General features: G+C 58.7%; 33 protein-coding genes. 18 read left to right on the top strand and 15 right to left on the bottom strand.

Features of this window, described 5'->3' with window-relative positions:
* Nucleotides 1-13: 13 nt before the first annotated feature.
* From bcoG to BM352_RS16255, 4 genes are read left to right on the top strand one after another with little or no spacing between them, the layout of a single operon-like run.
* The gene (gene bcoG / locus BM352_RS16270) at nucleotides 14-922 is read left to right on the top strand and encodes a 3-dehydrocarnitine:acetyl-CoA trimethylamine transferase BcoG (protein ID WP_090218961.1); all 909 of its coding nucleotides are present in this window, start codon (nucleotides 14-16) and stop codon (nucleotides 920-922) included.
* Nucleotides 919-1,440 carry a lipocalin family protein gene (locus BM352_RS16265; RefSeq protein WP_090218959.1) on the top strand — a complete coding sequence of 174 codons (522 nt, stop codon included), beginning with the start codon at nucleotides 919-921 and terminating at the stop codon, nucleotides 1,438-1,440. Before bcoG ends, BM352_RS16265 begins: the two co-directional genes overlap by 4 nt.
* A complete protein-coding gene (locus BM352_RS16260) occupies nucleotides 1,437-2,879 on the top strand; it encodes a carnitine 3-dehydrogenase (RefSeq protein ID WP_090218955.1) in 1,443 nt (480 codons plus the stop codon). Before BM352_RS16265 ends, BM352_RS16260 begins: the two co-directional genes overlap by 4 nt.
* The gene (locus BM352_RS16255) at nucleotides 2,876-3,622 is read left to right on the top strand and encodes an SDR family oxidoreductase (protein WP_090218952.1); all 747 of its coding nucleotides are present in this window, start codon (nucleotides 2,876-2,878) and stop codon (nucleotides 3,620-3,622) included. Before BM352_RS16260 ends, BM352_RS16255 begins: the two co-directional genes overlap by 4 nt.
* Here BM352_RS16255 and BM352_RS16250 read toward each other — a convergent pair.
* Together BM352_RS16250 and BM352_RS16245 are read right to left on the bottom strand one after the other, a co-directional pair.
* On the bottom strand, nucleotides 3,612-4,313 hold the full coding sequence (locus tag BM352_RS16250) for an alpha/beta fold hydrolase (protein WP_175500713.1): 702 nt from the start codon (nucleotides 4,311-4,313) through the stop codon (nucleotides 3,612-3,614). The genes BM352_RS16255 and BM352_RS16250 overlap by 11 nt on opposite strands.
* 89 nt (nucleotides 4,314-4,402) lie before the next feature.
* Nucleotides 4,403-5,269 carry a helix-turn-helix domain-containing protein gene (locus BM352_RS16245; RefSeq protein ID WP_090218948.1) on the bottom strand — a complete coding sequence of 289 codons (867 nt, stop codon included), beginning with the start codon at nucleotides 5,267-5,269 and terminating at the stop codon, nucleotides 4,403-4,405.
* A gap of 100 nt (nucleotides 5,270-5,369) precedes the next feature.
* Here BM352_RS16245 and BM352_RS16240 point away from each other — a divergent pair, with 100 nt between their 5' ends.
* The 5 genes from BM352_RS16240 to BM352_RS16220 all read left to right on the top strand — a co-directional run bounded on the left by BM352_RS16240 (nucleotide 5,370) and on the right by BM352_RS16220 (nucleotide 8,814).
* Entirely contained in the window at nucleotides 5,370-5,591 is a 222-nt protein-coding gene (locus BM352_RS16240) for a DUF2061 domain-containing protein (RefSeq protein ID WP_090218944.1), read from the top strand.
* Nucleotides 5,584-6,489, top strand: a complete 906-nt coding sequence (locus BM352_RS16235; RefSeq protein WP_090218941.1) for a fatty acid desaturase — start codon at nucleotides 5,584-5,586, stop codon at nucleotides 6,487-6,489. The genes BM352_RS16240 and BM352_RS16235 overlap by 8 nt, the downstream gene beginning before the upstream one ends.
* Before the next feature lie 46 nt (nucleotides 6,490-6,535).
* Nucleotides 6,536-7,426 carry a DMT family transporter gene (locus BM352_RS16230; protein ID WP_090218939.1) on the top strand — a complete coding sequence of 297 codons (891 nt, stop codon included), beginning with the start codon at nucleotides 6,536-6,538 and terminating at the stop codon, nucleotides 7,424-7,426.
* 24 nt (nucleotides 7,427-7,450) lie between these two features.
* Nucleotides 7,451-7,837 (top strand): rhodanese-like domain-containing protein, encoded by a 387-nt coding sequence (locus BM352_RS16225; protein ID WP_090218937.1) that lies wholly within the window; start codon nucleotides 7,451-7,453, stop codon nucleotides 7,835-7,837.
* Between the two features lie 80 nt (nucleotides 7,838-7,917).
* A complete protein-coding gene (locus BM352_RS16220) occupies nucleotides 7,918-8,814 on the top strand; it encodes a helix-turn-helix domain-containing protein (RefSeq protein WP_090218934.1) in 897 nt (298 codons plus the stop codon).
* Between the two features lie 67 nt (nucleotides 8,815-8,881).
* Here the strand turns inward: BM352_RS16220 and BM352_RS16215 are convergent, their stop codons facing one another.
* The 7 genes from BM352_RS16215 to BM352_RS16185 all read right to left on the bottom strand — a co-directional run bounded on the left by BM352_RS16215 (nucleotide 8,882) and on the right by BM352_RS16185 (nucleotide 13,438).
* Nucleotides 8,882-9,181, bottom strand: coding sequence for a hypothetical protein (locus tag BM352_RS16215; RefSeq protein WP_090218932.1), 300 nt, complete (start codon nucleotides 9,179-9,181; stop codon nucleotides 8,882-8,884).
* A 252-nt stretch (nucleotides 9,182-9,433) separates the two neighbouring features.
* Entirely contained in the window at nucleotides 9,434-9,835 is a 402-nt protein-coding gene (locus tag BM352_RS16210) for a hypothetical protein (protein WP_090218930.1), read from the bottom strand.
* A gap of 5 nt (nucleotides 9,836-9,840) precedes the next feature.
* Entirely contained in the window at nucleotides 9,841-10,497 is a 657-nt protein-coding gene (locus tag BM352_RS16205) for a TIGR02594 family protein (RefSeq protein ID WP_090218928.1), read from the bottom strand.
* A 1-nt stretch (nucleotide 10,498) separates the two neighbouring features.
* On the bottom strand, nucleotides 10,499-11,245 hold the full coding sequence (locus BM352_RS16200; RefSeq protein WP_090218927.1) for a hypothetical protein: 747 nt from the start codon (nucleotides 11,243-11,245) through the stop codon (nucleotides 10,499-10,501).
* Nucleotides 11,242-11,982 carry a DUF4123 domain-containing protein gene (locus BM352_RS16195; RefSeq protein ID WP_090218925.1) on the bottom strand — a complete coding sequence of 247 codons (741 nt, stop codon included), beginning with the start codon at nucleotides 11,980-11,982 and terminating at the stop codon, nucleotides 11,242-11,244. The genes BM352_RS16200 and BM352_RS16195 overlap by 4 nt, the downstream gene beginning before the upstream one ends.
* A gap of 116 nt (nucleotides 11,983-12,098) precedes the next feature.
* Nucleotides 12,099-13,202, bottom strand: a complete 1,104-nt coding sequence (locus BM352_RS16190) for a class II histone deacetylase (protein ID WP_090220361.1) — start codon at nucleotides 13,200-13,202, stop codon at nucleotides 12,099-12,101.
* A complete protein-coding gene (locus BM352_RS16185) occupies nucleotides 13,202-13,438 on the bottom strand; it encodes a hypothetical protein (protein ID WP_090218923.1) in 237 nt (78 codons plus the stop codon). The genes BM352_RS16190 and BM352_RS16185 overlap by 1 nt, the downstream gene beginning before the upstream one ends.
* A 132-nt stretch (nucleotides 13,439-13,570) precedes the next feature.
* On the opposite strand from BM352_RS16185, the gene BM352_RS16180 reads away from it, so the two are divergent.
* Nucleotides 13,571-14,281: a M48 family metallopeptidase gene (locus tag BM352_RS16180; RefSeq protein WP_090218921.1), complete on the top strand. Its 711-nt coding sequence runs from the start codon at nucleotides 13,571-13,573 to the stop codon at nucleotides 14,279-14,281.
* Between the two features lie 93 nt (nucleotides 14,282-14,374).
* Complete coding sequence (locus BM352_RS16175; protein ID WP_139229854.1) at nucleotides 14,375-14,653, top strand: DUF6455 family protein; 279 nt, start codon at nucleotides 14,375-14,377, stop codon at nucleotides 14,651-14,653.
* Nucleotides 14,654-14,662: 9 nt separating this feature from the next.
* Here BM352_RS16175 and BM352_RS19025 read toward each other — a convergent pair whose 3' ends face one another.
* The gene (locus BM352_RS19025; protein ID WP_175500712.1) at nucleotides 14,663-14,839 is read right to left on the bottom strand and encodes a hypothetical protein; all 177 of its coding nucleotides are present in this window, start codon (nucleotides 14,837-14,839) and stop codon (nucleotides 14,663-14,665) included.
* Nucleotides 14,840-14,930: 91 nt separating this feature from the next.
* Between BM352_RS19025 and BM352_RS16170 the strand changes: the two genes are divergently transcribed.
* Nucleotides 14,931-15,296, top strand: coding sequence for a YigZ family protein (locus tag BM352_RS16170; RefSeq protein ID WP_090218917.1), 366 nt, complete (start codon nucleotides 14,931-14,933; stop codon nucleotides 15,294-15,296).
* A gap of 18 nt (nucleotides 15,297-15,314) precedes the next feature.
* Here BM352_RS16170 and BM352_RS16165 read toward each other — a convergent pair whose 3' ends face one another.
* The 4 genes from BM352_RS16165 to rimO form a co-directional block, all read right to left on the bottom strand.
* Nucleotides 15,315-15,608, bottom strand: a complete 294-nt coding sequence (locus BM352_RS16165; RefSeq protein ID WP_090218915.1) for a hypothetical protein — start codon at nucleotides 15,606-15,608, stop codon at nucleotides 15,315-15,317.
* Between the two features lie 124 nt (nucleotides 15,609-15,732).
* Nucleotides 15,733-15,972, bottom strand: a complete 240-nt coding sequence (locus tag BM352_RS16160) for a CDGSH iron-sulfur domain-containing protein (protein WP_090218913.1) — start codon at nucleotides 15,970-15,972, stop codon at nucleotides 15,733-15,735.
* A 321-nt stretch (nucleotides 15,973-16,293) separates the two neighbouring features.
* The gene (locus tag BM352_RS16155; RefSeq protein ID WP_090218911.1) at nucleotides 16,294-17,355 is read right to left on the bottom strand and encodes a Shedu immune nuclease family protein; all 1,062 of its coding nucleotides are present in this window, start codon (nucleotides 17,353-17,355) and stop codon (nucleotides 16,294-16,296) included.
* 6 nt (nucleotides 17,356-17,361) lie between these two features.
* The gene (gene rimO / locus BM352_RS16150; RefSeq protein WP_090218908.1) at nucleotides 17,362-18,744 is read right to left on the bottom strand and encodes a 30S ribosomal protein S12 methylthiotransferase RimO; all 1,383 of its coding nucleotides are present in this window, start codon (nucleotides 18,742-18,744) and stop codon (nucleotides 17,362-17,364) included.
* A 203-nt stretch (nucleotides 18,745-18,947) separates the two neighbouring features.
* Here rimO and BM352_RS18830 point away from each other — a divergent pair, with 203 nt between their 5' ends.
* Nucleotides 18,948-19,160, top strand: a complete 213-nt coding sequence (locus tag BM352_RS18830) for a hypothetical protein (RefSeq protein ID WP_139229853.1) — start codon at nucleotides 18,948-18,950, stop codon at nucleotides 19,158-19,160.
* On the opposite strand, the gene BM352_RS16145 is transcribed toward BM352_RS18830, so the two are convergent.
* Nucleotides 19,129-20,013 (bottom strand): LysR family transcriptional regulator, encoded by an 885-nt coding sequence (locus tag BM352_RS16145; RefSeq protein WP_090218905.1) that lies wholly within the window; start codon nucleotides 20,011-20,013, stop codon nucleotides 19,129-19,131. The genes BM352_RS18830 and BM352_RS16145 overlap by 32 nt on opposite strands.
* 108 nt (nucleotides 20,014-20,121) lie before the next feature.
* Between BM352_RS16145 and BM352_RS16140 the strand changes: the two genes are divergently transcribed.
* The 5 genes from BM352_RS16140 to BM352_RS16120 all read left to right on the top strand — a co-directional run bounded on the left by BM352_RS16140 (nucleotide 20,122) and on the right by BM352_RS16120 (nucleotide 25,677).
* On the top strand, nucleotides 20,122-21,138 hold the full coding sequence (locus BM352_RS16140) for a zinc-binding alcohol dehydrogenase family protein (RefSeq protein ID WP_090218903.1): 1,017 nt from the start codon (nucleotides 20,122-20,124) through the stop codon (nucleotides 21,136-21,138).
* A gap of 16 nt (nucleotides 21,139-21,154) precedes the next feature.
* Nucleotides 21,155-21,457, top strand: coding sequence for a DUF1330 domain-containing protein (locus BM352_RS16135; RefSeq protein ID WP_090218901.1), 303 nt, complete (start codon nucleotides 21,155-21,157; stop codon nucleotides 21,455-21,457).
* A 52-nt stretch (nucleotides 21,458-21,509) separates the two neighbouring features.
* Nucleotides 21,510-22,472 (top strand): LLM class oxidoreductase, encoded by a 963-nt coding sequence (locus tag BM352_RS16130; protein ID WP_090218899.1) that lies wholly within the window; start codon nucleotides 21,510-21,512, stop codon nucleotides 22,470-22,472.
* A gap of 10 nt (nucleotides 22,473-22,482) precedes the next feature.
* Entirely contained in the window at nucleotides 22,483-23,274 is a 792-nt protein-coding gene (locus BM352_RS16125) for an SDR family NAD(P)-dependent oxidoreductase (protein ID WP_090218897.1), read from the top strand.
* 405 nt (nucleotides 23,275-23,679) lie between these two features.
* Entirely contained in the window at nucleotides 23,680-25,677 is a 1,998-nt protein-coding gene (locus tag BM352_RS16120) for an AsmA family protein (protein ID WP_090218895.1), read from the top strand.
* The last annotated feature ends 1 nt before the right edge of the window (nucleotide 25,678 follow it).

Raw genomic sequence — 25,678 nt, 5'->3', positions numbered from 1 at the left:
GGGGAGAACCGAAATGCCTTTAGAAATGAACCGCGACGTGTTTATCACCTGCGCTGTGACGGGCTCTGGCTCGACCCAAGACAAAAGCCCGCATGTGCCGCGCTCTCCCAAACAGATTGCCGATAGCGCCATTGCGGCGGCCAAGGCTGGGGCTGCGGTGGTCCATTGCCACGTGCGCGACCCTGAGACGGGCGCGCCATCGCGTGATCTAAAGTTGTATCGCGAAGTCACCGACCGCATCCGCGACGCTGAAGTGGACGTTGTGTTGAACCTGACGGCAGGTATGGGGGGCGATATCGTCTTCGGAGCGCCAAACCCGCTGCCGACCCAAGCCGGCACCGACATGGTCAGCGCCGAAGAACGCGTGGCGCATGTGGCCGAATGCCTGCCCGAGATTTGTACGCTTGATTGTGGCACGATGAACTTTGCCGAAGCCGATTACGTGATGACCAATACCCCCGGGATGCTGACCGCCATGGGCCGCATGATGACCGAACTGGGCGTGAAACCCGAGATCGAGGCGTTTGATACCGGCCACCTGTGGTATGCTAAGCAGTTGGTCAAAGATGGCGTGCTTGATAGCCCTGCCTTGGTGCAGCTTTGCATGGGCGTCCCATGGGGCGCGCCGGACGACCTGAACACCTTTATGGCGATGGTCAACAACGTGCCGGACGATTGGACGTTTTCCGCCTTCGGGCTGGGGCGCAACCAGATGCCCATCGCGGCCGCCTCTGTGCTGGCAGGGGGCAACGTGCGGGTCGGGCTGGAGGACAACCTGATGCTGGATCGTGGCGTGCTGGCCACAAACGAGGCGTTGGTTGGCCGTGCGGTCGAGATCATCGAGCGCTTGGGCGCGAAGGTCATCGGGCCGGACGCCGTGCGCGAGACGCTTGGGCTGGTCAAGCGGGCGCCGCGCGGGTGAAACACTGGGTCGCCGCTATCGGGTTTCTGGCACTCGCCGCCTGCGCGCCGAAACCTGCTTTCGTGCCAGACGGCTTTCGCGACACCAACATCCCGATCACGTCCTCCACACGGTTCGATCCCAAACGCTTTGCTGGCGACTGGCGGGTGATTGAAAGCTTCGAGCGTACGCCGCGCGAAGTCGCCATCAGTCGTGTGTCCTTCCGGCCCGAGGCGGGGGGATATCGCTACATCCCCCAAGCCGCGATTTCACCCTTGGCGGCGGATGCCGAAGGAGCCGCTTGGCCGCTTTATAGCATCGGCCAATTTGGCAGACTGTTGCCCGAGGAGGGTGATCCGATCTGGGTGATCTGGGTGGACGAGGATCACCGCACCGCGGTGCTGGGCACGCCCTCCGGTCGGTTCGGTATGATCATTAACCGAACCTCAAAACTGCGCGCGGACCGCCTAGCCGCCGCGCGCGAGATACTGGCCTTTAACGGCTACGATTTGGCCCAACTCAGAAAGGTGTCGCCATGACGAAAACAGCAGCAATTCTTGGCGGTGGCGTCATTGGGGGCGGCTGGGCCGCGCGGTTCTTGCTGATGGGCTGGGACGTGCGGGTGTTCGATCCCGACCCAGAGGCTGAACGCAAGATTAACGAAGTGCTGGCCAATGCGCGGCGCTCGCTGCCCGGCTTGGCGGACGGCGCTATGCCTGACGAGGGCCGCCTGAGTTTTCATGCTGACCTGGCCGACGCCGTTGGCCCCGCCGACTGGATTCAGGAAAGCGTGCCGGAGCGTTTGGAGATCAAGCACAAGGTTTTCGCCAACGTGCAAGCCGCGTGCCGCGAGGACGCGATCATTGGGTCCTCCACTTCAGGTTTCAAGCCGTCCGAGCTGCAAGACGGCGCTGCCCGTCCCGCGCAGATCGTCGTGACGCACCCGTTCAACCCTGTTTATCTGTTGCCGCTGATCGAAGTCGTGCCTAGCCCCGCCAACGACGCTGCAATGATTCAGAAAACCAAGGACGTTCTAACCTCCATCGGCTGTTTCCCTTTACATGTCCGCAAGGAAATCGACGCCCATATCGCCGACCGCTTTCTGGAGGCCGTCTGGCGCGAGGCGTTGTGGCTGATCAAGGACGGCATCGCCACCACCGAAGAGATCGACGAGGCCATCCGCATGGGCTTCGGCCTGCGTTGGGCGCAGATGGGACTGTTCGAGACCTACCGTATCGCAGGCGGCGAGGCAGGTATGAAGCACTTCATCGAGCAGTTCGGCCCTTGCCTGTCATGGCCATGGACCAAGCTGATGGACGTACCGGAGCTAACAGACGAGTTGGTGGACCAAATCGCCAGCCAGTCCGACGCGCAATCGGGGATGCACAGCATTCGCGAGCTGGAACGCATTCGCGACACCAACCTCGTCGCCATGATGCGGGCGCTGAAGGCGCAAAACTACGGCGCAGGGGCGGTGCTGAACCGTGCGGAGCCGCCGAAAACCGCGCCCGACGATATATCCACCCCGATTGAAACCGTGCAGCGTGCGGTGCCTTTGGACTGGGTCGATTACAACGGCCATATGAACGAAGCCCGCTATTTGCAGGCTTTTGGCGACGCCACCGACCGCTTCATGGAAATGGTCGGCTGCGATGCCGCGTATATCGCCTCGGGTGGCAGCTACTTCACTGCCGAGACCCATATCCGCCATCTTGACGAGGTCCATGCCGGTGCCCGCATCCGCGTGGAAACCCAAGTGCTGCTGGGCGAGGGCAAGAAGATGCACCTGTTCCACCGGATGTTTGAGGGCGGGCGTTTGTTGGCAACGGGCGAGCACATGTTGATCCATGTCTCGCTGGAAACTCGCAAAGCGTCTGTTCCTGCGGACGCCATTGCCGCACGGCTTGCAGAGATCGCCACAGCCCACGCGGCACTGCCCGCACCAGAAGGCGCAGGGGCGGCGGTCGGCAAACGATGAAGGTCCTCATTACGGCAGGTGGCTCCGGCATCGGATATGCGATGGGGCAGGCCTTCAGCGAGGCGGGCGCGCAGGTCTGGGTGACGGATCTCGACATCTCGTCTGTGCCTGCTTCGTGGCGGGCCTCCAAGGTGGATGCAAGTGACGAGGCTGGCATGGCCTCCTTGTTCACGGAGGTAGACAGCGAATGGGGCGGATTGGATGTGCTTTGCGCCAATGCGGGCATCGCAGGCCCGACCGCAGCAGTTGAGGATGTGGCGCTGGCCGATTGGAAAACATGTGTTTCTGTGAACCTTGAAGGCGCGTTTCTGGCAGCGAAATACGCGACACCCCTGATGAAACGGCAGGGCAGTGGCGCGATGGTGCTGACGTCCTCCACGGCAGGGATTTATGGCTACCCAAATCGCGCGCCCTATTCGGCAGCGAAATGGGGGATCATCGGGCTGATGAAAACTCTGGCGATGGAGCTGGGCCCGCATGGCATTCGCGCCAACGCGATCTGCCCCGGTGCGGTCGAAGGCCCGCGTATGGAAGGCGTTCTGGAGCGCGAAGCAGGCGCCAAGGGCATGACCCGTGATCAAGTCTATGAGGGTTATGCAAAAGGCACCTCCATGCGGTCCTTCGTAGAGGCGCGGGATGTCGCGAATATGGCGGTGTTCTTGGGGTCAGATGGCGCGCGGCTGGTCTCCGGTCAGGTGATCGCTGTTGATGGCCACACGGAGAACCCAGACCCTAAAGTCTAACCTGCGCGAGGGTGGTGTAATGCTCTGTCGGGGTCAGATGAAGCGTCGCCCTCTCAATTGCGTCGTTCAGTGCGTGGGCCATTGTAACCGGCGCCCACTTGTCTTGGGTGCCATGATAGATGTCCGTCGGGCAGGAAATCTGAGGTAGTAGATCAGACCAATCCGCCACATAGTCTCGCAAATGGGCGATATATGCCGCGCGATATGTCAGCAAACTTTGGCGCAGTCCGTGCTGAAGGGCGGGTTTCTGATTGCGGGCAAACGCACGTTCGTCAGGGCCGGATTTGGCGAATAATGCGCTCAACAAAAGGCCGGGTGCGGCGCGGATGGCGAGGGATTGGATTAAGGCAAATCGGGCCATTGCAGCTTCACTTTTTTGGGCGGCAAGGAAAACAGGGCGACCTGCCATTTGGCTTAGGTAGTCACCTGTTTGGAGTGGTGCGCCGGGGGAGATCAGGGTCAGTTTCGCGATCCGGTCCGGCCGATTGGCCGCAATCAAGCACGCAATGCGCGCGCCGATGGAAAAGCCTGCAATGTGAACTTGGCCCGATAGATGCGCAGTCATTTCGTCAAATTGCGAGAGCGGATCAGAGGCCGCCAGCAAGTCAGGGGCAATGGCTTTCGCTGTCATCAGGCTGGTATCCAAGGGGCTGCCGGGAAGGCCGTGACAGAAGTATATGCTTGATGTCATTAGGTTCCCCGCGGGTAACTCGGTAAGGTCTTGTTTATGTATGCTAAGGCCTGTCCCAATAAAAAACATCTAAAACAAATACTTATGACTTAGTTGTTACCTATTGAATTAACCAGTTCTTCCAGCAATTTCGGCATGTCGCGCGACGACAGTTCTGCTTCGCGCACCAATCCGTCGAAGTGTTGGGTGATGGCCTGAACCCGCTCGCGATCCCGAAACGCGAGGTAGTTGCGGCCCAGATATATCACCGCAAGTTTCGGTCCGAAGATGGTGACCGGCGCGGAATACAGCTTCCGCGCGTCGAAGGCGTGGAGCCTGAGAGTAGGGTATAGCTGCTCGTGAAGCTCCAGCAGTCGGGTCAGTTGCGCGCGGCGCAGATCGACGGGTAGGCCTTCGTAGTACCCGCACCCCTCTGCCATGGTGTGAAGCTCGTGCAAGGGGACAGCGATCTCGTAATCGGAACCCGCGCTGCGCATCCATGTAAGCCGATCCTCGGACGCGCCGATGGCCTGTGCCGTGGTTTTGCCCAAGTGCGGGGAATATTCCCATTCCAACATGTCTCGCGTTTTCAGCATGTCGGGAAGGCTGGCAGGGACGTGGCGGATTTTGTATCCGGCCGCCTCGCGGTGCCAGTCAAAAATCTGTTCGTCCACCAGTGCGCGCGGGGCTTCGGTGAAGGTCAATGCGGAGGCCATAAGATCCGCCGCAAGCTCTGGCCGGTCGGTCAGGCCCAAAAGCCAGTCAGCCGAGACGCCAAGCACCCGCGCGCATTCCCCCACGACCTGCGCGTTCGGGAGGCGGGCGGTTTTCTGTTTGAGCAACTGCGACACCGTAGAGCGATCCACCCCAATGGCGCGGGCAAGCGCGCTTTGGGTGGTGCGGCTGTCGGCCATGGCTTGGGACAGGCGCAGGCGAAACAGGTCCGCCCGATCGCGTTTGTCTAATATTTGCGTCATTTGGTGTGTATTATCACCATTGCTGCAAAATGTGAACTATCTTCAGGATGGCCCACCCGTCCGCCGCCGCGCTAGGCCAATGGTACGGGAAAGGGACATAATGGAAAGCACGACACGCAGCTTGGTGAAGGCCATGCTTTGGACCCTTTTGGGGTTCGTCATGATGAGCGGCGTTGGCTACGCCTCGACCGGCTCTTGGGCCCTCGGGGGCGGCATGGCGCTTGCGAACTCGACCTTGGGGCTGGTGAGCTATGTCCTTTACGAGAGGGTCTGGGCGCGCATCTCTTGGGGTGTGGCGGGGCCGGAGCGGCGCGATGTCTGAACGTCGCCCCCGCATAGAGTGGCCGACGCTGGCCTTGCTGGCCGTCACCTACGCGATTTGGGCGTGGGCGGTCTTCTGGCTATCGGGATGGTCCGTGCCCTTGGCCGTCGTGGTCGCGGCGCTTGCGATTGCGCAGCAGTCTTCTTTGCAGCATGAGGTGCTTCACGGACACCCGTTCCGCTGGCAAAGGCTAAACGAAATTCTAGTGCGCCCGTCGTTGAATTTGGCCATTCCGTACGGGCGGTTCCGCGACACCCATCTGGCCCATCACCGCGACGCCTGTTTGACGGATCCGTATGATGACCCTGAAACCAACTACCTGGCAGAGCGGGATTGGAACGCGCTGCCCACTGTGCTTCAGCATATTTACCGCTGCAACAACACATTAGCGGGGCGCATGCTGTTCGGGCCGGTTCTGGGGCAATTTGCGTTTATGCAAAGCGATGTCAGGGGCTGGACACCCGCCATTGCCAAAAGCTGGCTTGCGCATTTGATTGGCACTGCACTGGTCATTTGGATGATTTGGCAGTCCGCCATGCCGATCTGGGCCTATGTCGTCGCTGCCTATATCGGGCTATCGCTGCTAAAAATACGCACCTTCCTAGAGCACCGTGCGCATGATCAAAGCAGAGAGCGCTCAGTCATTGTGGAGGATCGTGGACCTCTGGCGTTTTTGTTTTTGAATAATAACTTGCACGCAGTCCATCACATGTATCCTCAGGTTCCGTGGTATGATTTGCCGAAGCTTTACCGCGTTGGCAAAGACCGATTTCAGGCGTGCAACGGTGGATATGTTTATCGCTCCTACGCGACGGTTTTTGCGCAACATCTGGTGCATCCGAAAGATCCGGTCGTCCACCCGCTTTGGCATAAGGCCGAGGAGACGCTGGACGCCTGAATTGAAGGGAGTATAGACAGGCCAAGCGTCGCGATTGGAATGACACATGGCCCTTTGGATATACGTCTCTGTCTTTGCGGCCTTCATGCAGAACTTGCGCTTCATGCTGCAAAAGCACCTGAAGGCAACAAAGCTTTCGACGGGTGGCGCGACCTTTTCCCGTTTTCTGTTTTCAAGCCCGCTGGTGGCCTTGGGCGTCGGCGGCTATCTGGCCGCAACGGGAGCGCCTATCCCGTCCTTGAATGGCGCGTTCTGGCTTTACGCTCTATCTGGTGGAGTTGGTCAGATTTTGGCGACAGCCTGCGTCGTGGCATTGTTTGCTGAACGAAATTTCGCCGTCGGTATCGTGTTCAAAAAGACCGAGGTCGTGCTGACGGCGCTGCTTGGGTTGGTCGTGCTGGGCGAGCGGATTTCGCCCCTTGGCGTGATCGCAATTATCATAGGGTTTGCGGGCGTGGTGTTGCTGTCGGACCCACCCAAAGGCGGCGCACGGTTCTTTAACAAGGCGGCAGGGTTCGGGTTGGGCTCGGGGCTTTTGTTCGGCGTGGCAGCTGTGGGATACCGCGGGGCGGCATTGCAGATCGACAGCCCTGACGTCATCGTGCGCGCGGGCGTCAGTCTTGCCGTCGCCACGGCGTTCCAGACGGCGATCATGGCCGCTTGGCTCGCGTGGCGGGATAAAGGCGAGATCGGGCGCGTGCTGGCATCCTGGCGGGTGTCATCGCTGGTTGGGGTGACGTCGATGTGCGGCTCGTTCGGGTGGTTTGTGGCCTTTGCCTTGCAGAATGCGGCTTATGTGAAAGCCGTCGGCCAAGTGGAATTGGTGTTCACCTTTCTGGCGTCCTACTTCATCTTCAAAGAGCGCAGCACTCGCAAGGAATTGATCGGCATCGCGCTGATCGTTGTGAGTATTCTTGTGCTGGTGGCTGTGCTTTAGGTGAAAACGGGGAGGAGCTTCGACATGGCATTAAAAGTAACAGCAGCTCAAATGGTGGCAAACGCACGGGCGCGGATCGAGGAAATCGAGACTGCGGACGCGATTGCCATGGTGGACGACCCGAACGTGGTGATCGTGGATTTGCGAGACGTGCGGGAACGTCAGCGTAGTGGCTATGTGCCCGGAAGCTTTCATTGCCCGCGCGGGATGGCGGAGTTCTGGGTCGATCCAGACAGCCCCTATTTCAAAGACGTTTTCGCGCAGGACAAGAAGTTCGTGTTTCACTGTGCCTCTGGGTGGCGGTCGGCGCTGACCGTGGCCACCCTGAACGACATGGGGTTCGAGGCGGCGCATCTGCGTGAGGGGTTTTCGACTTGGGAAGCGCAGGGCGGGCCGGTCGCGCGCGACTGATGGAATAGCTTACCTTGACGCTACGGAGACGTGGCCATATCTGAACAGAACAGTTCACTTTGATATGGGGCGTGATCCGCATGGCCAAATCTGTCGACCGCTTCTGGACAGAGGCGACGTTTGACCTTCCCAACCCGCCAGTCTTGTCGCGGACGAGTTCTGACGGGGTTTTGTTGTTCGAGTATCGTGAAGACGCACCGGGCTCTTTGCCGCCTCAGGTTAACGCATTGTTCAGCTTTGTTATCCCTATCTCGGATGAACCACTGCGCGTCATCGCGGACCGCGACGGGCGTACCGAGCGACTGACCATGAAGCCTGATGACATTGCGGTATCCCCGGCGGGATCGAAAACGGGATGGCAGTGGATGGATCCGTCCAAATGCATGATCATTCATATCAACCCGCCAGCAATGAAACGCTTCGTTCAGACCGAGCTGAAAGTCTTGTCTACGGGTGGGCAGTTCGACGACGTGATCTTCTTTCATGACGCTGAGGTGCGGCAAGCCGCAGAGCGGATGTATGAAACTCTCGTGAGCGACGAGCTGGGTGCGGATGTGATGTTCGACGCTTTGGCGCGGATGTTTCTGGTGCTGCTGGTCAAGCGCTACGGCAAACCGCAGAAGGTAGATGCGACCTTTGACACCCATTTCAGTGCGGACAACTATGCCCGCGTCGTCGAATATATCGAGGGGCATCTGGATCAGAAAATCAGCCCCGCCGATCTGGCAGCGGACCAAGGCATGAGCGAGGCCGCGTTTTCGCGCAAGTTCAAGGCACGGGTCGGGGAAACGCCGATGCGGTTTGTCACGCAGGTGCGACTGGAGGTGGCGAGCCGGTTGCTAGGGCAGGGTGACTTGTCGATGGCCCAAGTCGCTGCGCGCTGTGGTTTTGCCGATCAAGCGCATCTCTCACGCACCTTCAAGCAGCATCTGGGCATATCCCCAAGCCAGTTTCGGTCTCAGCTGCAGCACGCATGAAAAAAGCCCCGGCGGGCCAAGACCTGCCAGGGCGACGACTGATTTAGGGATTTGGGGGACGGAACGATCAGTCGTGTGCGCCGATGAACATGCGCGCCAGTTCCGCAGTGGAATAGGTGTCAGGGGACACACCTAGATCGCGAGCCAGTTGGATATGGCCCTGGGAGTTGCGGCTCACCTGAGGGGCGTCGATGACCACGATACGATTGTCTATATCGTCACCGGACAGTTTCAGGACGGCGGTTTCATAAGCGGCGGCAGATGCGTTGCTCCCTGCATTTTTCATGTCGAATTCTTCGGCCGGTGAGCCTGCCAGAACAGGAGCGGCAGCAAGGGCGAGTGCGGTGGTGAAAGCGATCAGTTTCATAACTTTTTCCTTTGTTTCATGTGCGGCTGCGGCGAGTGCCGCTGCTGATGAATGATAAATAAGGAGTGCCACTGCCTATGCCTTGAACGTGGGGCGCAACATTTTGAACGAGAGCGGCAAGTGTATGAAATTGTGGTAAAATTCGATCACGGACGCGTGAGGTGAACGCCTGTTTTGATCCCTTTTTCGCGGGTTGCGCCTCGCATCCCGCCTCACCGCCCGACCGAGCTGGAGTGGAAAGAACGCCAAGAGCTATTCGCCGTTGGGCAATGGCCCGTAATGGCACAAATAGCGCGTGGCGACCCAGCCTTTGAGCGTGCTCAGTGCAAATTCGGTTTCTTTGAGAAATACCCCGTCGGAGGTGAACAACACCCGCGCCTCGTGGATTTCGGCCCATGCGCCGTTGGGGCTGGTCTTTCCCGTGGTTGCAACAAGCGTGTAGGGGCTGAGTTTCATCACCTCGCCCGCGCCTGCTTTGGGGGCGCGGCGCGTGGACAGATAGCTGTCTGGCCCGCTGAGGCCGCAGACCATCCAACCACCGACACGGTTGGCAGCGTCGCGCTCCGGCTCTGTTCCGAAAGGCATGAGGGCGACCGCAGAGGCCATCCCTGCACTGGCACACAGGCTGGAGAGTGTCAGAAGCGGTTTGATCATATGACTTACCCTTCGGTGGTCGCGGGGCCGACGTGGCCAGTATAGTCCTGAAGCTCGCAACATTCCCAATTGTAGTCTGCAGGAACCATGAAGATGAACGTCTCGCCGCCTCCTGTATAGCGCGGATAGGATTTGACGTTTACTTCGCCGCCAGCGGCCGCGGTGCCGCGCTGCCCGCCCTGGTTGCCGCCCAAGATCGCAATCCGATCCGGCTGACCCGGAACTGTGCCCGCAACGAACCCCACATGCCCGCCGCCGTCCCGCCGTTTGCGGGCCGTCGCGCCATAGACGGGGCGCGGGATGATCTTGCCGTCGGGCCACCCGTTGCCGCTGGAATCCAGCGTGGAGCGCGAATAGGAATTTGCCCGAAAGCCGTTATTGGCTGGAGTGATGCCAGCCTGTCGCAGTGACCATGTCACAAAGGACCCGCACCACGCGTTGTCTTCGGTAGAGTCGTCGTCCGTCCATGTGAAACCGGCGGAGCGATGGAACTCCATAACCCGTGGGTTGGCATTGTTCAGGCCGGCATACTCATGAACGCCCAATTCCCCCAAGGCGGTGTTCATCCATGGCGTGGGCCCGCAGCAGGGCGCGGAGGGGCGGCTGTCGGTGGCACCAGCTGTGGGGCTTGCGCTGGGATTGATCATGGTCGTGCCGCACATGTCAGGTCTCCTCGTTCGGTAGCATCTTGGTCATGCGTTTTATAGCGTAGTCTTTCAACACTCGCGCCCTTTCTTGTGGGGTATCAGGGGCTTGGGCGGGAATATCGCGCACCCAAGGGAAAAGCGGGTCTTGCGCGAACCCTGTTCCCAGCCAAAGGGCCAGTGACAGGCAAAGACCGTAGCCCGTTGGCGTTTCCATATCGAGTGCGTTGGCGGATTGCCGCGCTGCATCGACCAGATGCGCCTCTGGAAAGGTGTCCCGCTCCTGCGGGGTGAAGTCAAAGGCGACATAGAAGGCGTCGAGACCTGCGCGGGGAGAGAGTTTATCATCCGGCACAGAGGTGAGTTGTTCGTTGAAAAGGGTCAGGGCGCTCTTGGTTTGGGCCAACCCGATACCCACAAACCGATCCGCGAACTTGCGAAAAATCCGGTGCGCGGTTTCGATCCGTTGGTGGGCGACATGGCTTTGATCGGTCAATGCGCCCGTCAAAGCCGTGTAGCGCGGATCACGCGGGAACCCGGTGCCGATGAAATACATCATGAAGTGGACGTATTCGATATGCTCCATAAACTCGATCTTATGCGCATCGCAAAACGCCAGACCCTGACGGACGAACGCTTTGCAATTGGCGTCACCAAGGCCGCGAAATCGCGCGGGATCAAGATCTACCAGATAGGCCAGCATATGCTTGTAGATGCTGTCGAACCGCAGATCGGTCACAGATTGCGTGGACAGAACGAAGCTCATGGCGTGGGGGCACATCTGGGATCGCCGAGCCAGCTTTTGACCAGGACATCGCCGTCCGGCGACGATTGGCGGGCGTAGGCAATCATACCGGGGCGATAGAGCCGCGCCTGATCTTTTTGCGCTGCGGCCTCGGCCACTGTGAGCAGCGCGGTGCCTTCCCAAAAACGGAAATAGAACCACTTCCCGTTGTCGTTCTGCACTTTCAGGATTTTCCTGAAATGCTTACGCATTTCTGAGCAACTGGCGCGTGCGCGCAGAAACATACCGGGCCTTTTATCCCAAAGCTGCCACGGGGCGTTGCCTTTGGTGAATAGATGACGGGTCAGTGCGTTGCCGGTTTCAAGCCGCACAATCCATGGTGCGACATGGCTAAGCTCTTCCTGGGCCTCGCCGATGAACAGGCAAAGATGCTCTAGCCCAGAGGTTTCCAGCAGCTCGGGCAGATTGGTGACGACAGCCGCATCGAGCACAGCGTAAGTGCCGAGCGGCGGCACTTTGTCGGCGTCGCCGTTCGCGGCGGCCAGATCGGCGGGTGACGGAGCCGGTTGGCCGAAAAGCTCTTCGGTCAACGCGTCTGGCACGGACTTTTTGACGTCCACACCGAATTGCGCGTCGAGCGGTTCGATACTCTCGAATGTTTGAGAGAGAATGAGCGATCCCGCCTGAGCCGCCGCACTGTCATGAGCAGCGGGGTTCGAGGCTGAGGTGCCGGTCCAAATGTCGTCGACAGTGTTCATTTGCAACGTGCAAACCTAACATTTAAATACACTTTTAGCGCCAGTCGCGCTGTTCAATTTTGAGACCATGGCATAAGGACCGCACGTAAACAATGCCATGATTGACCTAGAGCTTGTTAACGAAAGAAGCTCTCGAGATCCGTGAGAAAGTCGCTGTGCATGGCTGCAAGACGGGCCGAGGGCTGGCGCAAGTCGAATGTCGCCGCCAACGGGTCCTCGGCTGAAATGAGGCTTCCGGAAAGTTGTTGCAGCACATTGTGGCCGCAGAAGGGAACGTAGACCTCGGAATACCCGCCCTCGTGGACCAGCACGAGGCGGTCGTCGCACAGGTCCGAGGCGGCTTCCATCGCCATCTCGGTCAGGGCGCGGAAGGTTTCTGCGGTTGCCATCATTCGCGATAACGGATCAATCGCTGCCGCGTCATAGCCACAGGCGACGATGATCACGTCAGGTTGGAAATCTGATAGGGCCGGAAGGACCAGCCGTTCCATTGCCTCCAAGTACAGGGCGTGACCGCCGCCAGGGGGAAGGGGGATGTTCATATTGTAGCCTTCGCCCCGTCCGACGCCACGATCCTCGGCGTCGCCAGTGTCCATCGGGTAATTGCGTTCCTGATGGAGCGAGATCGTGAGAACGTCGTCGCGGTCAAAGAAGATCGCTTCGGTCCCGTTGCCGTGGTGCACATCCCAGTCGATGACGGCGACCCTGTCTGTCAGGCGATGCTCCAGTGCGGCTTCGACGGCGATGGCGATATTGGCCAAGAGGCAGAACCCGTTGGGGAAATCCGGCAAGCAATGGTGTCCCGGGGGACGGGACAGGGCGTAAGCGTTGGTCATGTCGCCCTGAAGGACGGAAAAGAGCGCGGCTTTGGCCAGACCTGCCGACAGGCTCGCGATCTCGAACCCGCCTTGGGCGAAAGGGGTGCGCAGGCCCATTGTCCCGCCGCCTGCGTCCGATTTTTCTTTGAATTTGTGCAAAAAAGCCTCGGGGTGGACGCGGGCAAGATCGTCCCACGTTGCCTCCGGCGCGGATCGGGCGTGCAACTCGCTGATCAGCCCGGTCACATCGAGCAGGTTCTTCAGCCGGCGCTTGGTTTCCGGATTTTCCGGCAGGCCGCCTGCAGCCAAGGGCTGCACCAGCCCGCCGATGGGGACTGTAAAGGCAAAGTCGCCGCCTGCGTGCCAGAAGCATTTTTCATCCCAGAAGAAGCCGGTTTTGATCATGGTTTCCCCTTCAGCCGGTAACTGCCTTCGGGAAGGTCCAACGCGGCCGTCAGATCGCGGATTTGCTGGAGCGAGAACGTCACCTTCTGGATGCGGTCGGTGTGATGGTCCAGCTGCTCTACAGTGATACAGTCCTCAAAGGCGTTGATGGAGATGTCGCCTTGCAGATGTTGCTCCCCTTCGTCGATCAAGGTGATGAGGGTCGCGTCGAATTCGTGCTCGATCGTGAACATTGGGCCTCCAGCTGCCAGCAGTCTTTCCCTCACACTAGGGGCGCTGGGCGCAAAATTGCAAATGCTGATCTGTGGGCTTGGCGGGCAGGGGGAGGAGCGCTACATTCCCAAAAAACGACAAGAGGTAAATCGATGCGTTTTATGCTTTCAATCCTAGCCGCGGCGTCCCTTGGGGCGTGCACGGTCGAGACGGCGGAAACCCCCGCCGCCCAGCCAGCGCCGACTGCGACAGTGGGAACGTCATCCCCGCCGAAAGTGTCTTCGCGCACTGCCGTCGCGAATTTCAAAGCGGTGGTCCAGCAGGTTGAGCCTGTGGCCGAGCGCGAATGCCGTGCCCGTGCGCCCGATCTGAACTGCGATTTCAAGATTGTGGTCGACGAGCGGACCAACCTGCCGCCGAACGCCTTCCAGACGCTCGACAAATCGGGTCGTCCGATCTTGGGCTTCACCATCGCGCTGATTGCTGATGCGCGGAACCGCGACGAGATTGCATTTGTGATGGGCCATGAAGCGGCGCACCACATCTCCAAGCACCTTGCCAAGCAGCAGCAAACGGCCATGGGCGGCGCGATCCTCGGCGGGATCATTGCGGCCTCTGTCGGACTGGATGTGAATGCAGGGCAGCAATTGGGCGGCACTGTGGGCGCGCGGGCTTATTCGAAAAACAACGAGCTTGAGGCTGACGCGCTGGGCACGGTCATTTCCAAACGTGCGGGGTATAATCCTGTGCGCGGGGCCGAATTCTTTACCCGCATCCCCGATCCGGGCGACCGCTTCCTTGGAACCCACCCGCCCAACGCCAGCCGTGTTGAGACGGTGCGTCGGGTGAACTCCCAGCTGTAAGACCGGTGCGCGCCGCGTCTGTGGCGCGCCATACCTGCCCCGTTTGATGCAGATCAACGCTGTGGCGCGTCCTGTGATGCTATCTTTCACAGCATGACACATCGCATCCACCCCATGGGGGACTCCCGCACGCATTTCTGGCTCACCACCGGTATGGCCCGCGCAGTTGGCGTGGACTTGTCGGCCGCTATCCACCAAGGCCTGTTAACCCGGTCTGACTACGCCGAGATGGTCAACGAATGCCGAAAATGCGAGTTTGCTGACTGCCGCGCTTGGCTGGATGAACAATGGGATGGCCCGGTGGAGGCGCCGAAAGCCTGCCGGAACAAGAACATGTGGACTTGGCTGGCGCGCTCCGACGTGCAGGTCTAGCTGACAGGCTTATCTGGCAGGGCACGCTGTCGCGTCGAGTGGCGACAGATCGTCCGTGGTGTCATAGGCAAACACGCAAATCTCCGACATCTCACGATCAAGCGCGATGCGATTGTTCAATGCGAAAACGGCGGTGACAGCGGTGACGGTGATCGCGAGGCTGAGGGCGATGGCTTTGAGGGTCACGGGATTACGGGCTCCTTGCTTGCGTCGAATATCAATTGAACGCAGCCGCGACGGGCTTCCGTCGCAAAAACTTGTGCCCTAGGGTGCGGGCATGCTTCAGCTTGAGAACATCCTGACAGATCGCGGCTCCAAATACGCCGTGTCTGGCGGTCCTGTGCAGACGCGCGAGGAGGCGGCGGCGTTTGTCAAAGCCCTGTGCCGCACCAAGAAATACGCCAAGGCCACGCATAACACATGGGCAGTGGTGCTGCCGGACGGCACGCCGGTCAAAAACGATGACGGCGAGGCAGGTGCAGGCATGGTGATCCTGCGCATGCTGGAGCGCGAGGAACTGGTGGGCGAAGTCGTGGTGGTCACGCGCTGGTTTGGCGGGGTGAAGCTGGGCGGGGACCGGTTCCGGCGGGTGCAGGACTGCGTGCGGATGTATCTGGACGCGCGCAAGGGAAAGGCGGGGTGACCCCCGCCCGCCGTTTGACTACTTCGAGTGCCAATCCGCGACCACATCGTAGCTGCGGACCGTCGGCTGTTCGACCAGAAACTCCGAGAACGCGCCCCAGAGGGCTTTGATCTTCTCGGCGGTCTCGGGCGCTGTCTCGGCGTTCTCCGTGGTGGAGATCACATAGCCGGTGCCGTCTTCGTCATTGGAGACATTGAGAAAGCTTTGCTGGCCTTCCAGCGCCATGATTTTGTCCTTGAGGGCATTCATGACCTTGGTCGCGGCGGCCTGCGAGCCGGGCTTCATTTTGTACGGGGTAATACGTGCATACATGGTGTCTTCCTTTGTCATGCGAATGAACATTAGAGACGTATGCCCCGCGAGCATGAAGGCGCGGGACACAAGAATATAGCACAAAATAGCGGATTTGTGGTGTGAGTTCAGCCGAGCGTCTGTCCTAGAGCTTGTTGTGCGTACCGTCGCAGGTGACGGGGGCGGCGGAATGTTTGCAGCCGCAGAAGAAGACTTTCTTGGTCTCCGTGGCTTCGAATTTCACAGGGTTGAATTCGGTGCCTTTGTGCGAGCCGTCGCAAAACGGCTGCTTGGCGGACTGGCCGCAGGCGCACCAGAAATAGGATTTGCCTGCCTCGACCTCGACGGGGAAGGGGCCTTTTTGGGCGATGGTTGGGGGTGGCATGTGGGCTGGCTCCAATGTTGGTTTTGGAGAGCTTACGGTGTTGGGAGCGGAATGGAAGCGTGGTGCGTTTGGTGCGCAGCATTTAGGGGAGCGCTTGGACCGAGGGGGTGAAGGCCGTCTTGGAAACTGTCGAGGACAGTTTCAGCCCTGAACGCGCGACAGCGCAGGGGGTGCGCTGATGTGGTCGCAACATTTAGGGGAGTGCGCGGACCTCGGGGCGGGTGCGAAGCGCCCTCCCCATGGGGGAGGTCCGGGCGCTGCCCGGCGATGCCGGGCGGAAGGTTTGATTTATTGGCTATCCATATCCGACGAAGTGCTGATTCAATTCTCTAGGCTGGACACTAGCTCTTTCGCGCGAAAATATAGCTCGTCAAACGTAATTATCTCCGGAGAGTTCAATCCTTTCCGATACAGTTCGAAGCTCGTTATCTTGTCTTCGTTATCGATGAGTTCGTTGAGATTTCCGACGACGAGATAGGCGCGAGGCGAGATACGATAGGTCATCTCGCTTGTAAAATCCCCATTCTCATCCTTTAAATCAATCCGAGGGGATTGGCTTTTGACGAAGTCGAAGACAGTTTTTTGGGACTGAGTAACGGCTGAGTTTACCTCGTCCGATACAGGCCAAACTCCGGGGCGATAGTATTTGGTTCTAAGTAGTTTCGTGAAGTTCGACTTAATTTCAATAAGGACGGTTTGACTTATTTCAGCTCTTGTTCGTGCCAGTCCATCGGAGCGTTTTCCCTTACTATCAAAACTATGACCTTTAGTGGTTTGCTCGAACTTCCTGCCCACTTTATCTAAGAAAACATAATTTAGACCAAAGCCAAATATCCATGGATTTTCTTCGAAAAAAATCTGCCATTCTGTTTCTCTAGTCTCTGCATCAAGCTTTTTTCTAAACTCTTGCAGAACAAGGCGTTTCGCGCCGATTGCAAAAACGTCTTTTTTGAAACGGGGATCTTGAGCTAGGTCCTTGATAATACTGCTAGATTCTTCAAACTCCAGCAGATCATCAAGTGAGATTGCGGGTAGGTCGACACGAACCCGTTCAGTTGGCTCGATGTCGAGAGATGAAAGGATCGCGAGCAAATCGCGAACCTTTCTAGCATCAAATCCATTGAGTTTGAGTTCTTCAACCCAGTACCAACCGCTGTTCTTGCGATGTCTAAGTAAGTGAATTTTTATGGTAGAGGGTTCTCGACTTCCTGCCTTCAGGAAGGCCGATACTGCCACTCGCGTTTTGTTAACTAATTCAATTTCGCCAAGAACTGTTTCGTGGATATCATCGCAAATAGAGGCGAATGCTCCTTTGCCCTCAGCGGGATTTACATAAACACGCTTTATTCTATAATTTTTAATGTATTCGGCGTCAGAACTCATGATGCTCTATGCTACGGGCTTTCCCCATAAATCATACTCTCCAGCTTCATCCACTACAACAGAAACCATATCCCCAGCCTTCAACCCTTCAAACCCCTCGTCGATGAACAGGTTCCCGTCGATCTCGGGCGCGTCTGAGGTGGTGCGGCAGGTGGCTCCGTCGTCCTCTACCTCGTCCACGATCACCTGAATAGTGGTGCCGACTTTGGCGGCCAGTTTGGCCTCGGATATCGCTTGGGCTTTTTCCATGAAGCGGTCCCAGCGGTCTTGTTTGACCTCGGCCGCCACATGGTCGGGCAGGGCGTTGGAGCGGGCGCCGTCGACGTTTTCGTATTGGAAGCAGCCGACGCGGTCCAGTTGCGCCTCGTCCAGCCAGTCGAGGAGGTGCTGGAACTCGGCCTCCGTCTCGCCGGGGTAGCCGACGATGAAGGTGGAGCGCAGCGTGATGTCGGGGCACTCAGATCGCCATGCGCGGATTTCGTCCAGCGTGCGGGACGCGGCGGCGGGGCGGGCCATGCGTTTGAGCGTGTCGGGATGGGCGTGCTGGAACGGGATGTCGAGATAGGGGAGGATCGCGTTCGCGGGATCGGCCATCAGCGGGATCAGCTCGCGCACATGGGGGTACGGGTAGACGTAGTGCAGCCGGACCCACAGGTCCTTTTGCGCGCCAAGGCTGCCAAGCTCGCGGGCCAGATCGAGGATGGGCGCCTTGGAGGGGCGGTCCTTCCAGTCGGTGCCGTAGGCGGAGGTGTCCTGGGAGATGACGAGGAGTTCCCTGACGCCGGCCTCGACCAGTTTTTCAGCCTCGCGGATCACTGCCTTTTGCGGGCGGGAGGCGAGGAGGCCGCGCATGTCGGGGATGATGCAGAACTTGCACTTGTGGTTACAGCCCTCGGAGATCTTGAGGTAGCTGTAGTGGCGCGGCGTGAGGGTGACGCCGGTGGCGGGCAGCAGGTCGATGAAGGGATCGGGGGAGGGCGGCACGGCCAAGTGGACCGCGTCGAGGACTTGTTCGTACTGGTGCGGGCCGGTGACGGCGAGGATGGCGGGGTGGTGCTCGCGGATGTAGTCGGGCTCCGCGCCGAGGCAGCCGGTGACGATGACCTTACCGTTTTCCTTGAGGGCCTCGCCGATGGCGTCGAGGGATTCCGCCTTGGCGCTGTCGAGGAAGCCGCAGGTGTTGACGATCACCGCCTCCGCGCCCGCGTAGTCGGGGGAGATGGCGTAGCCTTCGGCGCGGAGCCTTGTGAGGATGCGCTCACTATCCACCAGCGCCTTGGGGCAGCCGAGGGAGACCATGCCGATTTTCGGCTGGTCGTCGCGTGTGGGCTCGCGCAGCTGGAGCTTCGGTGCAAGGTCGGGGCGGAGGTTTGGGGGGTTCTGGGCCATGGGGGGGCGTATACGACGGACTGGTGGTGGGGGGAAGTGGGAGGACGCGGTTTAGCTGGTGACTGTTTCGATGTGCCCAATTCCTACAGGTCAACTCTGTCCAGCAAAAAAACTTTATGCAGGCGGGGCTAACGGCAGCTTAGAGCCCTTCTACCAGATTTTCGCACTGAAGCTAAAGTCTGGTTTGGGGAAGGCCAAGGTAAATGCTCACGGTCGCCGCACCCGAAGCGATAGAACTACGCGACCCCCGACTGATCCTCAGGTTGTTGGTATGCACCCTTCTGGTCAACATCGCGGGCTTCTTCGTTGCGAAACACAACAACCTGTTCATGACTTGTGAAGGTTTTGCAGGAGCCGAAGGCGTAGCCTCTGCAAAAGCTGACCTCACGCCAATCGATCAATCAGAAAATCCATAAAGCACCTGACTTTCGGGGTCAGAACGTTGGATTTCGGATAGATGAGCCACAGCACTGATTGATCGTTCAGACGCCATTCGGGAAGGATTTGCATCAATGTTCCTGCTTCGAGGTCATGGGCGACGCTCCAAAGTGAGTTTATCGAAATGCCCAACCCCGCAAGCGTTGCGAGGCGTTGCGATGTGCCGTCATCAAGCACCGTTCGGCAAGTCATTTTTTCAGGATCGAGGATCGCCCTTTGACCGTCTTGGTGCACGATCTCACGAGCGGCCATGTCCGACCAAGCTAAAAACCGATGGTCCTTCAAATCTTCTGGGGTTGCGGGCACACCAAATCGATTCAGATAGGCCGGAGACGCGCAAAGCACACGACTGTCGTCAGACAACTTTCGGCCCAGAAGGCTACTGTCTTTCAACGGCGCATTCCGCAGGGCAAGATCAAAACTCCCGTCAATAATATCGAAGCGTTTGTCGGAGAGCCGTAGATCCAGTGTAATATCCGGGTAGCGGTTCTGAAAGTCAGGTAACAGCGGAATGATATGGAGTTGTGCAAAGCTGCTGGGGGCTGCAAATCGCAGAATGCCACTGGGGCTGAGCGTATCTTCCCCTAATGCGGCACGGCCTGCCTCTGCCTGCGCGATTATTTCGCGTGCATAAGGGAGGAATGCCGCACCATCTTGGCTCAGCGAAACCTTACGTGTCGTTCTATGGAGCAGTTCGACCCCCAACTCCTTTTCAAGCTTTGCCAGGCGGTTGCTGGACATGGCAGGCGCGAGACCAAGGTCGCGGCCTGCTGCAGTGATATTGAGCCGCTCGGCAGCGGCGACAAAAAGGCGAAGAGTGTCTGTGTCCATGGTGCTAAATTATATCAAAAATCGGAATTATAAAACCAAATATCCGCAGTTTCTATAATTTTTGGAGATGGTATTTAGCTTACTGAAACCGCACATAGGAGCAGGACAATGAAAGCAATCGGATATACGCAAGCTGGCCCAATCGATGGCAATGGCGCGTTGCAAATGATGGATGTTGCCAAGCCGCAAGTCGGCCCGCATGACCTTTTGGTTGCGGTCAAGGGCATCTCGATGAACCCCGTAGACGTCAAGCTGCGCGAAGTCCGTCCGCCTGAAGGTCCCACGAGTGTGTTGGGATATGACGCCGCAGGAACCGTTGTCGAAATCGGGTCTGACGTGACGGGCTATGCGGTTGGCGATGATGTATTTTATGCAGGTGATGTGACCCGCGCGGGCACGAACGCAGAACTGCACGCAGTTGATGAACGTATCGTTGGCAAAAAGCCAGCGACGCTCGACTTTACCGGAAGTGCGGGTCTTCCCCTAACGTCCATCACCGCTTGGGAAATGCTATTTGATGCCTTCCGTGTGACCGAAGGCGGTGGTGCGGGGCAGAGCCTGCTGGTCATCGGCGGTGCTGGTGGTGTGGGTTCAATGCTGATCCAACTGGCCAAAACGCTAACCAATCTGACCGTCATCGCGACCGCCTCCCGTCCCGAAACCCAGGACTGGGTACGCAAGATGGGCGCAGATCATGTGATTGATCACCGTGGCGATTTGGCGGCGCAGCTTAATGACCTTGGGCAGACGCCGACTTACGTTGCAGCTTTGACGGCTACAGATCAGCACTGGTCTGCGATCATAAACCTGATTGCCCCACGTGGACACATCGCATTGATTGATGACCCGCAGAGCATAAACATCACGGATGCAAAGCCAAAGGCCCTGACGATTTCGTGGGAATTCATGTTCACACGGTCGATGTTCAACACCGCTGACATCGCTGTCCAACGTGATCTTTTGACCCGCGTGTCCGCTATGATCGACGCGGGAACGCTGCAATCCACCGTTACGGAACGCGCCAATGTGCTGACTGTCGAAACGCTGACTGACGCGCACAAACGCCAAGAAAGTGGCCGCGTAATCGGCAAACAGGTCCTTCCGGGCTTGTCCGCACAACTTTGAAAAGAAGGAAATAATTATGACTTACTACTCAGTACTTGATGTGACCCCCACCAGCGAAGACTGGATTCCTGACTACCTGCCGGCGGCGAATGCCCGTGTTGCGGCCCACGGCGGGCGCTACATTGCCCGCACAGCCAGTCACGAACAAGTCGAAGGCTCCCCCCAAGAGGCCGGATTGCGTATCATCATCGAATGGCCGTCCAAAGACGCCGCAGAGGCCTTTATGGCGGACGACGAATATGCGCCGCACCTCGCGGAGCGGACCAAAGGCTCTGTCAGCCATCACTACCTGATCGAGGGCAAAGACGACCTTGCCTAATACCACTGCGTCGCCCCGTCAAAGGGGCGGCGCACATCACAGGAGACCTCAAGTGCGCGACGAGACCAATACCCCCTTTCCGCAAATCAATCGCGGCTTTGATACGACGTTTCAGAACGGTCAACTCAGCCTCGGTCTGGTCGTGCCGATTGCGCAATACGGGCACAGCCCCGTGCCGGATTTGTCTGACCACCTGCGCCGAGTAAAACAAGCCGAGACGCTTGGCTTCAAGGCTGTCTGGTTGCGCGACGTCCCGTTCAACGTCCCCAGCTTTGGTGACGCGGGGCAGCTCTTTGATCCGTTCACCTATCTGGGATTTCTGGCCGGCCAAACTTCGGAGATTGCCTTGGGCGTTGCCAGCATTGTCCTGCCCCTGCGCCACCCCGCGCATGTGGCCAAATCCGCCGCGAGTGCCGACGTGCTGTCAGGCGGACGGTTGATCCTCGGCGTGGCCTCTGGTGATCGCCCCGAAGAGTATCCGGCCATGAACGAAAACTTCGATGCACGCGGCGATGCATTCCGTGAGAGCTTTGAATACATCCGCGCCATGGGGCAAACGGCACCGCGGGTCAGCAACGGCTTTGGCTCGGTAAACGCGCCCGTCGATATGCTACCAAAACCTGCTGGAACAAAACTGCCGCTTTTGATCACAGGATCAAGCCGCCAATCCCCCGACTGGATTGCAAAGAATGGCGATGGCTGGATGACTTACCCACGCCCCGGCGTGGCGCAAGACCGCGTTCTGCAAGACTGGCGCGAAACCTTGTTACGACTTGGGCAGCCACCGAAGCCGGTATTGCAACCATTATATATCGATCTGGCCAAAGACCCCGATGAGGCTCCAAGCCCGATCCATCTCGGCTTTCGCTCCGGCCATCGCCCGCTGACGCGCTACTTAAAGCAACTCGAAGAGATCGGCGTAAACCACGTCGCTCTGAACCTGCGGTTTAGTACCGGCCCCATTGAAGATTCGCTCGAACAACTTGCCGAGCATGTTTTGCCAACTTTCAGTTAAGGAAACTAATATGACAAAAACCATCCTGATCACCGGCGCAACCGACGGAATTGGCCGTGCCACCGCTTTGGCCCTTGCAGCCCAAGGGCACCGCATGATCGTTCACGGGCGCAGTGCTGAGAAACTGAATGCTTTGGCGCAAGAGATTGGCCGCGATGTCACGACTGTTCAGGCTGATATGTCCGATCTATCGCAGGTCGCTGAAATGGCGCGCGACCTCAAGAACAGCAACGACAGGATCGACGTTGTGATCAACAACGCGGGCGTGTTCAAAGTGCCCGAACCACTTACGCGTGATGGTTTGGATGTCCGATTTGTAGTGAACACATATGCGCCTGCGCTCCTCTCTGGCCTCTTGCTGTCCATCATGCCGAACGACGGGCGATTGGTGCATCTATCGTCAGCCGCGCAAGCCCCCGTCGACGTTGATGCAATGCAGGGCAAGCGACGCCTGAACGACATGGAGGCCTATGCGCAAAGCAAACTGGCGCTGACAATGTGGAGCCAGGATTTCGCGGCACAGCATCCCGACGGGCCGCTGTCGGTGGCCGTGAATCCGGGGTCTCTACTGGCCACGAAGATGGTGCGTGAGGGCTTTGGCACCGCCGGAAATGATCTGAACATCGGCGTTGATATCCTGTCCCGTGCGGCGCTTTCGGATGAATTTTCAGATGCGTCGGGTCGGTATTATGACAATGACTCTGGTGCATTTGCAGCGCCACATGTCGATGCGGCTGATGCGGACAAAGTCGCAAAGGTTATTGCCGCGATTGATGGACGGATTAAAGGTGCGCTTACATAGGGGCGGCTACAACATCAAATCTGAACGATGCGCAATGAAATGATCAATCAGGCGTCGGGTTAGCGCCTGTTGCGGGCCGATGCCCGACCAAACAGCGTAAATGCCCAATGTGGGCAAGTTGCAGTCCGGCAAAACTCTTACCAATTGTCCTGTGACCACCTCCTACTCTATCACGCTAAGGGGGAGGTGTCAGATACCAAGCCCGGCCAGTACAGCGGCCTTGGTTACCTCAGTACGCACGTTTACGGGGACAACCGGACGTTCACGACTGCGAAACGAATGGCAGCTTCTTCCCGCAAAGCTGCCCTTCCTTGCCTGCGTCAGCGCTCCCCCCTACGCTAAATCGTTGTAGCCCGCCCCGTGACGGCCTACCTTGTGGAAAAGCCCATAAGAGGAGCAGGCCCCATGCGCTGGATATTTCGGATTGTGATCACCTTGATCATCCTTGTGGTGGTCGCCGTAGCGGGGTTGTTCTTGGTCCCCACCGACAAGATCGCCCGCCTTGCGGAAGACCAGTTCGAGAAGAACACGGGCCGCGCGCTCAGCATTGCGGGGGAGGTGTCACCGCAGATCTTCCCGCGCTTGGGCGTGAAGCTGGAGGACGTCGCGATCTCCAACGCGGAATGGTCGGGCAAGGGGCCGATGCTGGAAGCGGCGTCTATGGAGATGGGCGTGGGGTTCTCGGCCCTTTTGGGCGGCGATATTGTCGTTGAGGCGTTCGACATCCAGTCACCGGTGATCCGGCTGGAGAAATCCAAGGACGGCAAAGCCAACTGGGATTTCGTGAGCGAGCTGGGCGGCGGTGAGGATGGCGGCGGCTCTGCCGACGTGTCGCTGCCTTTGGCGCAGATCACCAACGGCTCGGTCGAGTTCGTCGATGCGCAGGCAGGGCAGTCCTATGTGATGACCGCGCTGGACGCGAGTTTGAAGCTGGTGGATTTGAAGGGCGCGGGGCGCGTTGATCTGTCGGGGCTTTACAAGGGCCAGTCGGTCAAGGTGTCGGGCACCATCAACGGCGTGCAACAGATGCTGGATGGCGGCGTGCAAGGCGTGGATATCGCGGCGAGCGCCGGGGGTAACAGTTTTAGCTTCAAGGGCAGTGCCGGGCTGGACCCGATGCAAGCGAAAGGGGCCGTAACAGGTGCCGTCAATAACCAGACCACACTGTTTGCGCTTATGGATCAGGCGGCACCACGTATTCCCGAGGGGCTGGGGCAAAAGGTCAAAGTGTCGGGCGAGCTGACGCTGACCGCCGATAACCAGATTTTCCTGCGCGGGGCGACGGTTGACCTGGACCAGAACCGTCTGACCGGTGCTGTGGATGTCGCATTGCGGGACACGCCTTACGTGACTGCAAAACTGCAAGCGGACCGGTTGGATTTCTCGGCGATGAGCACGGACACCACCGAAGGCGATGGCGCGGCCAATGCCGGGGCTGGCGGTTGGTCTGACGCGCGGATTGACGTGTCGGGGCTGTCTGGCGTGAATGGTGAGTTTTCGCTGAAGGCCAACGGAATCGACCTCGGCTCGGTGCAACTTGCGGCGACAGATATGAAAGGCGCGTTAGACCGGTCGCGTCTGGTGTTGGACCTGACGAACGTTGGCGTGTTTGAGGGCGTCGTTGCTGGACAATTTGTGGTGAACGGCCGCGGCGGGCTGTCCGTCGGGGGCGACCTGCGGGCCAATAGTGTTGCCATGCAAAAAGTGCTGAACGATTTCGCCGGATTTGACCGACTGGTCGGCGATGCCTCTATGTCGTTGAAATTTTTGGGCGTCGGCGGCACGATGAACGAGATCATGAACGGGCTGTCAGGCTCGGGTCGGATGGATGTTGGCAGCGGCGAATTGCTGGGGCTGGATATCGCGGGGATGATCAAGAACCTAGATGCGTCCTATCAGGGCGAAGGCTCGAAAACGGTGTTTGATGATATTACCGCCAGCTTCACAATCGAAGGCGGGGTTCTGAGCAACTCTGACCTGAATTTCGTGGCAGATTTGTTGACCGCGACGGGCAATGGTGTTGTCGATCTGGGCGGGCAAACGATCAAATACCGGCTGGCCCCAGTGGCGCTGGCGGGCCGCTTGAAAGACGGCATCCGCGTTCCTGTGATCATAGAAGGCCCGTGGAGCAACATCCGCTTCCGCCCTGATCTGAAAGCACTCCTTGATACCGAGCTTGAGGCGCAGAAAGAGCAGCTGAAGGCACAGGCCAAAGCGAAAGAAGAAGAGTTGCGTGCCAAGGCCAAGGTGAAAGAGGACGAGTTAAAGGCGAAGGCCGCGGCAAAGCTGAAGGACGAGCTGGGCGTCGAGCGCCAAGAAGGGCAGAGCGTGGAAGACGCCTTGAAGCAAGGCCTTGAGAACAAGGCCAAGGATGCGCTGCGGGGTCTATTGGGCGGGAACTAAA

Origin of the sequence: Litoreibacter janthinus (assembly GCF_900111945.1) — a bacterium.
In the GTDB taxonomy this organism is placed as follows: domain Bacteria; phylum Pseudomonadota; class Alphaproteobacteria; order Rhodobacterales; family Rhodobacteraceae; genus Litoreibacter; species Litoreibacter janthinus.
The sequence above is the reverse complement of the archived record's forward strand: the minus strand, read 5'-3'. Positions and strand labels throughout refer to the sequence as shown.

Bases quoted from the DNA above. Each gene is read 5' to 3' on its own strand.
- bcoG (WP_090218961.1), top strand. From the start codon at position 14: ATGCCTTTAGAAATGAACCGCGACGTGTTTATCACCTGCGCTGTGACG.
- BM352_RS16260 (WP_090218955.1), top strand. From the start codon at position 1,437: ATGACGAAAACAGCAGCAATTCTTGGCGGTGGCGTCATTGGGGGCGGC.
- BM352_RS16255 (WP_090218952.1), top strand. From the start codon at position 2,876: ATGAAGGTCCTCATTACGGCAGGTGGCTCCGGCATCGGATATGCGATG.
- BM352_RS16250 (WP_175500713.1), bottom strand. From the start codon at position 4,313: ATGACATCAAGCATATACTTCTGTCACGGCCTTCCCGGCAGCCCCTTG.
- BM352_RS16245 (WP_090218948.1), bottom strand. From the start codon at position 5,269: ATGACGCAAATATTAGACAAACGCGATCGGGCGGACCTGTTTCGCCTG.
- BM352_RS16240 (WP_090218944.1), top strand. From the start codon at position 5,370: ATGGAAAGCACGACACGCAGCTTGGTGAAGGCCATGCTTTGGACCCTT.
- BM352_RS16235 (WP_090218941.1), top strand. From the start codon at position 5,584: ATGTCTGAACGTCGCCCCCGCATAGAGTGGCCGACGCTGGCCTTGCTG.
- BM352_RS16230 (WP_090218939.1), top strand. From the start codon at position 6,536: ATGGCCCTTTGGATATACGTCTCTGTCTTTGCGGCCTTCATGCAGAAC.
- BM352_RS16225 (WP_090218937.1), top strand. From the start codon at position 7,451: ATGGCATTAAAAGTAACAGCAGCTCAAATGGTGGCAAACGCACGGGCG.
- BM352_RS16220 (WP_090218934.1), top strand. From the start codon at position 7,918: ATGGCCAAATCTGTCGACCGCTTCTGGACAGAGGCGACGTTTGACCTT.
- BM352_RS16215 (WP_090218932.1), bottom strand. From the start codon at position 9,181: ATGAAACTGATCGCTTTCACCACCGCACTCGCCCTTGCTGCCGCTCCT.
- BM352_RS16210 (WP_090218930.1), bottom strand. From the start codon at position 9,835: ATGATCAAACCGCTTCTGACACTCTCCAGCCTGTGTGCCAGTGCAGGG.
- BM352_RS16205 (WP_090218928.1), bottom strand. From the start codon at position 10,497: ATGTGCGGCACGACCATGATCAATCCCAGCGCAAGCCCCACAGCTGGT.
- BM352_RS16200 (WP_090218927.1), bottom strand. From the start codon at position 11,245: ATGAGCTTCGTTCTGTCCACGCAATCTGTGACCGATCTGCGGTTCGAC.
- BM352_RS16195 (WP_090218925.1), bottom strand. From the start codon at position 11,982: ATGAACACTGTCGACGACATTTGGACCGGCACCTCAGCCTCGAACCCC.
- BM352_RS16185 (WP_090218923.1), bottom strand. From the start codon at position 13,438: ATGTTCACGATCGAGCACGAATTCGACGCGACCCTCATCACCTTGATC.
- BM352_RS16180 (WP_090218921.1), top strand. From the start codon at position 13,571: ATGCGTTTTATGCTTTCAATCCTAGCCGCGGCGTCCCTTGGGGCGTGC.
- BM352_RS16175 (WP_139229854.1), top strand. From the start codon at position 14,375: ATGACACATCGCATCCACCCCATGGGGGACTCCCGCACGCATTTCTGG.
- BM352_RS16170 (WP_090218917.1), top strand. From the start codon at position 14,931: ATGCTTCAGCTTGAGAACATCCTGACAGATCGCGGCTCCAAATACGCC.
- BM352_RS16165 (WP_090218915.1), bottom strand. From the start codon at position 15,608: ATGTATGCACGTATTACCCCGTACAAAATGAAGCCCGGCTCGCAGGCC.
- BM352_RS16160 (WP_090218913.1), bottom strand. From the start codon at position 15,972: ATGCCACCCCCAACCATCGCCCAAAAAGGCCCCTTCCCCGTCGAGGTC.
- BM352_RS16155 (WP_090218911.1), bottom strand. From the start codon at position 17,355: ATGAGTTCTGACGCCGAATACATTAAAAATTATAGAATAAAGCGTGTT.
- rimO (WP_090218908.1), bottom strand. From the start codon at position 18,744: ATGGCCCAGAACCCCCCAAACCTCCGCCCCGACCTTGCACCGAAGCTC.
- BM352_RS18830 (WP_139229853.1), top strand. From the start codon at position 18,948: ATGCTCACGGTCGCCGCACCCGAAGCGATAGAACTACGCGACCCCCGA.
- BM352_RS16145 (WP_090218905.1), bottom strand. From the start codon at position 20,013: ATGGACACAGACACTCTTCGCCTTTTTGTCGCCGCTGCCGAGCGGCTC.
- BM352_RS16140 (WP_090218903.1), top strand. From the start codon at position 20,122: ATGAAAGCAATCGGATATACGCAAGCTGGCCCAATCGATGGCAATGGC.
- BM352_RS16135 (WP_090218901.1), top strand. From the start codon at position 21,155: ATGACTTACTACTCAGTACTTGATGTGACCCCCACCAGCGAAGACTGG.
- BM352_RS16125 (WP_090218897.1), top strand. From the start codon at position 22,483: ATGACAAAAACCATCCTGATCACCGGCGCAACCGACGGAATTGGCCGT.
- BM352_RS16120 (WP_090218895.1), top strand. From the start codon at position 23,680: ATGCGCTGGATATTTCGGATTGTGATCACCTTGATCATCCTTGTGGTG.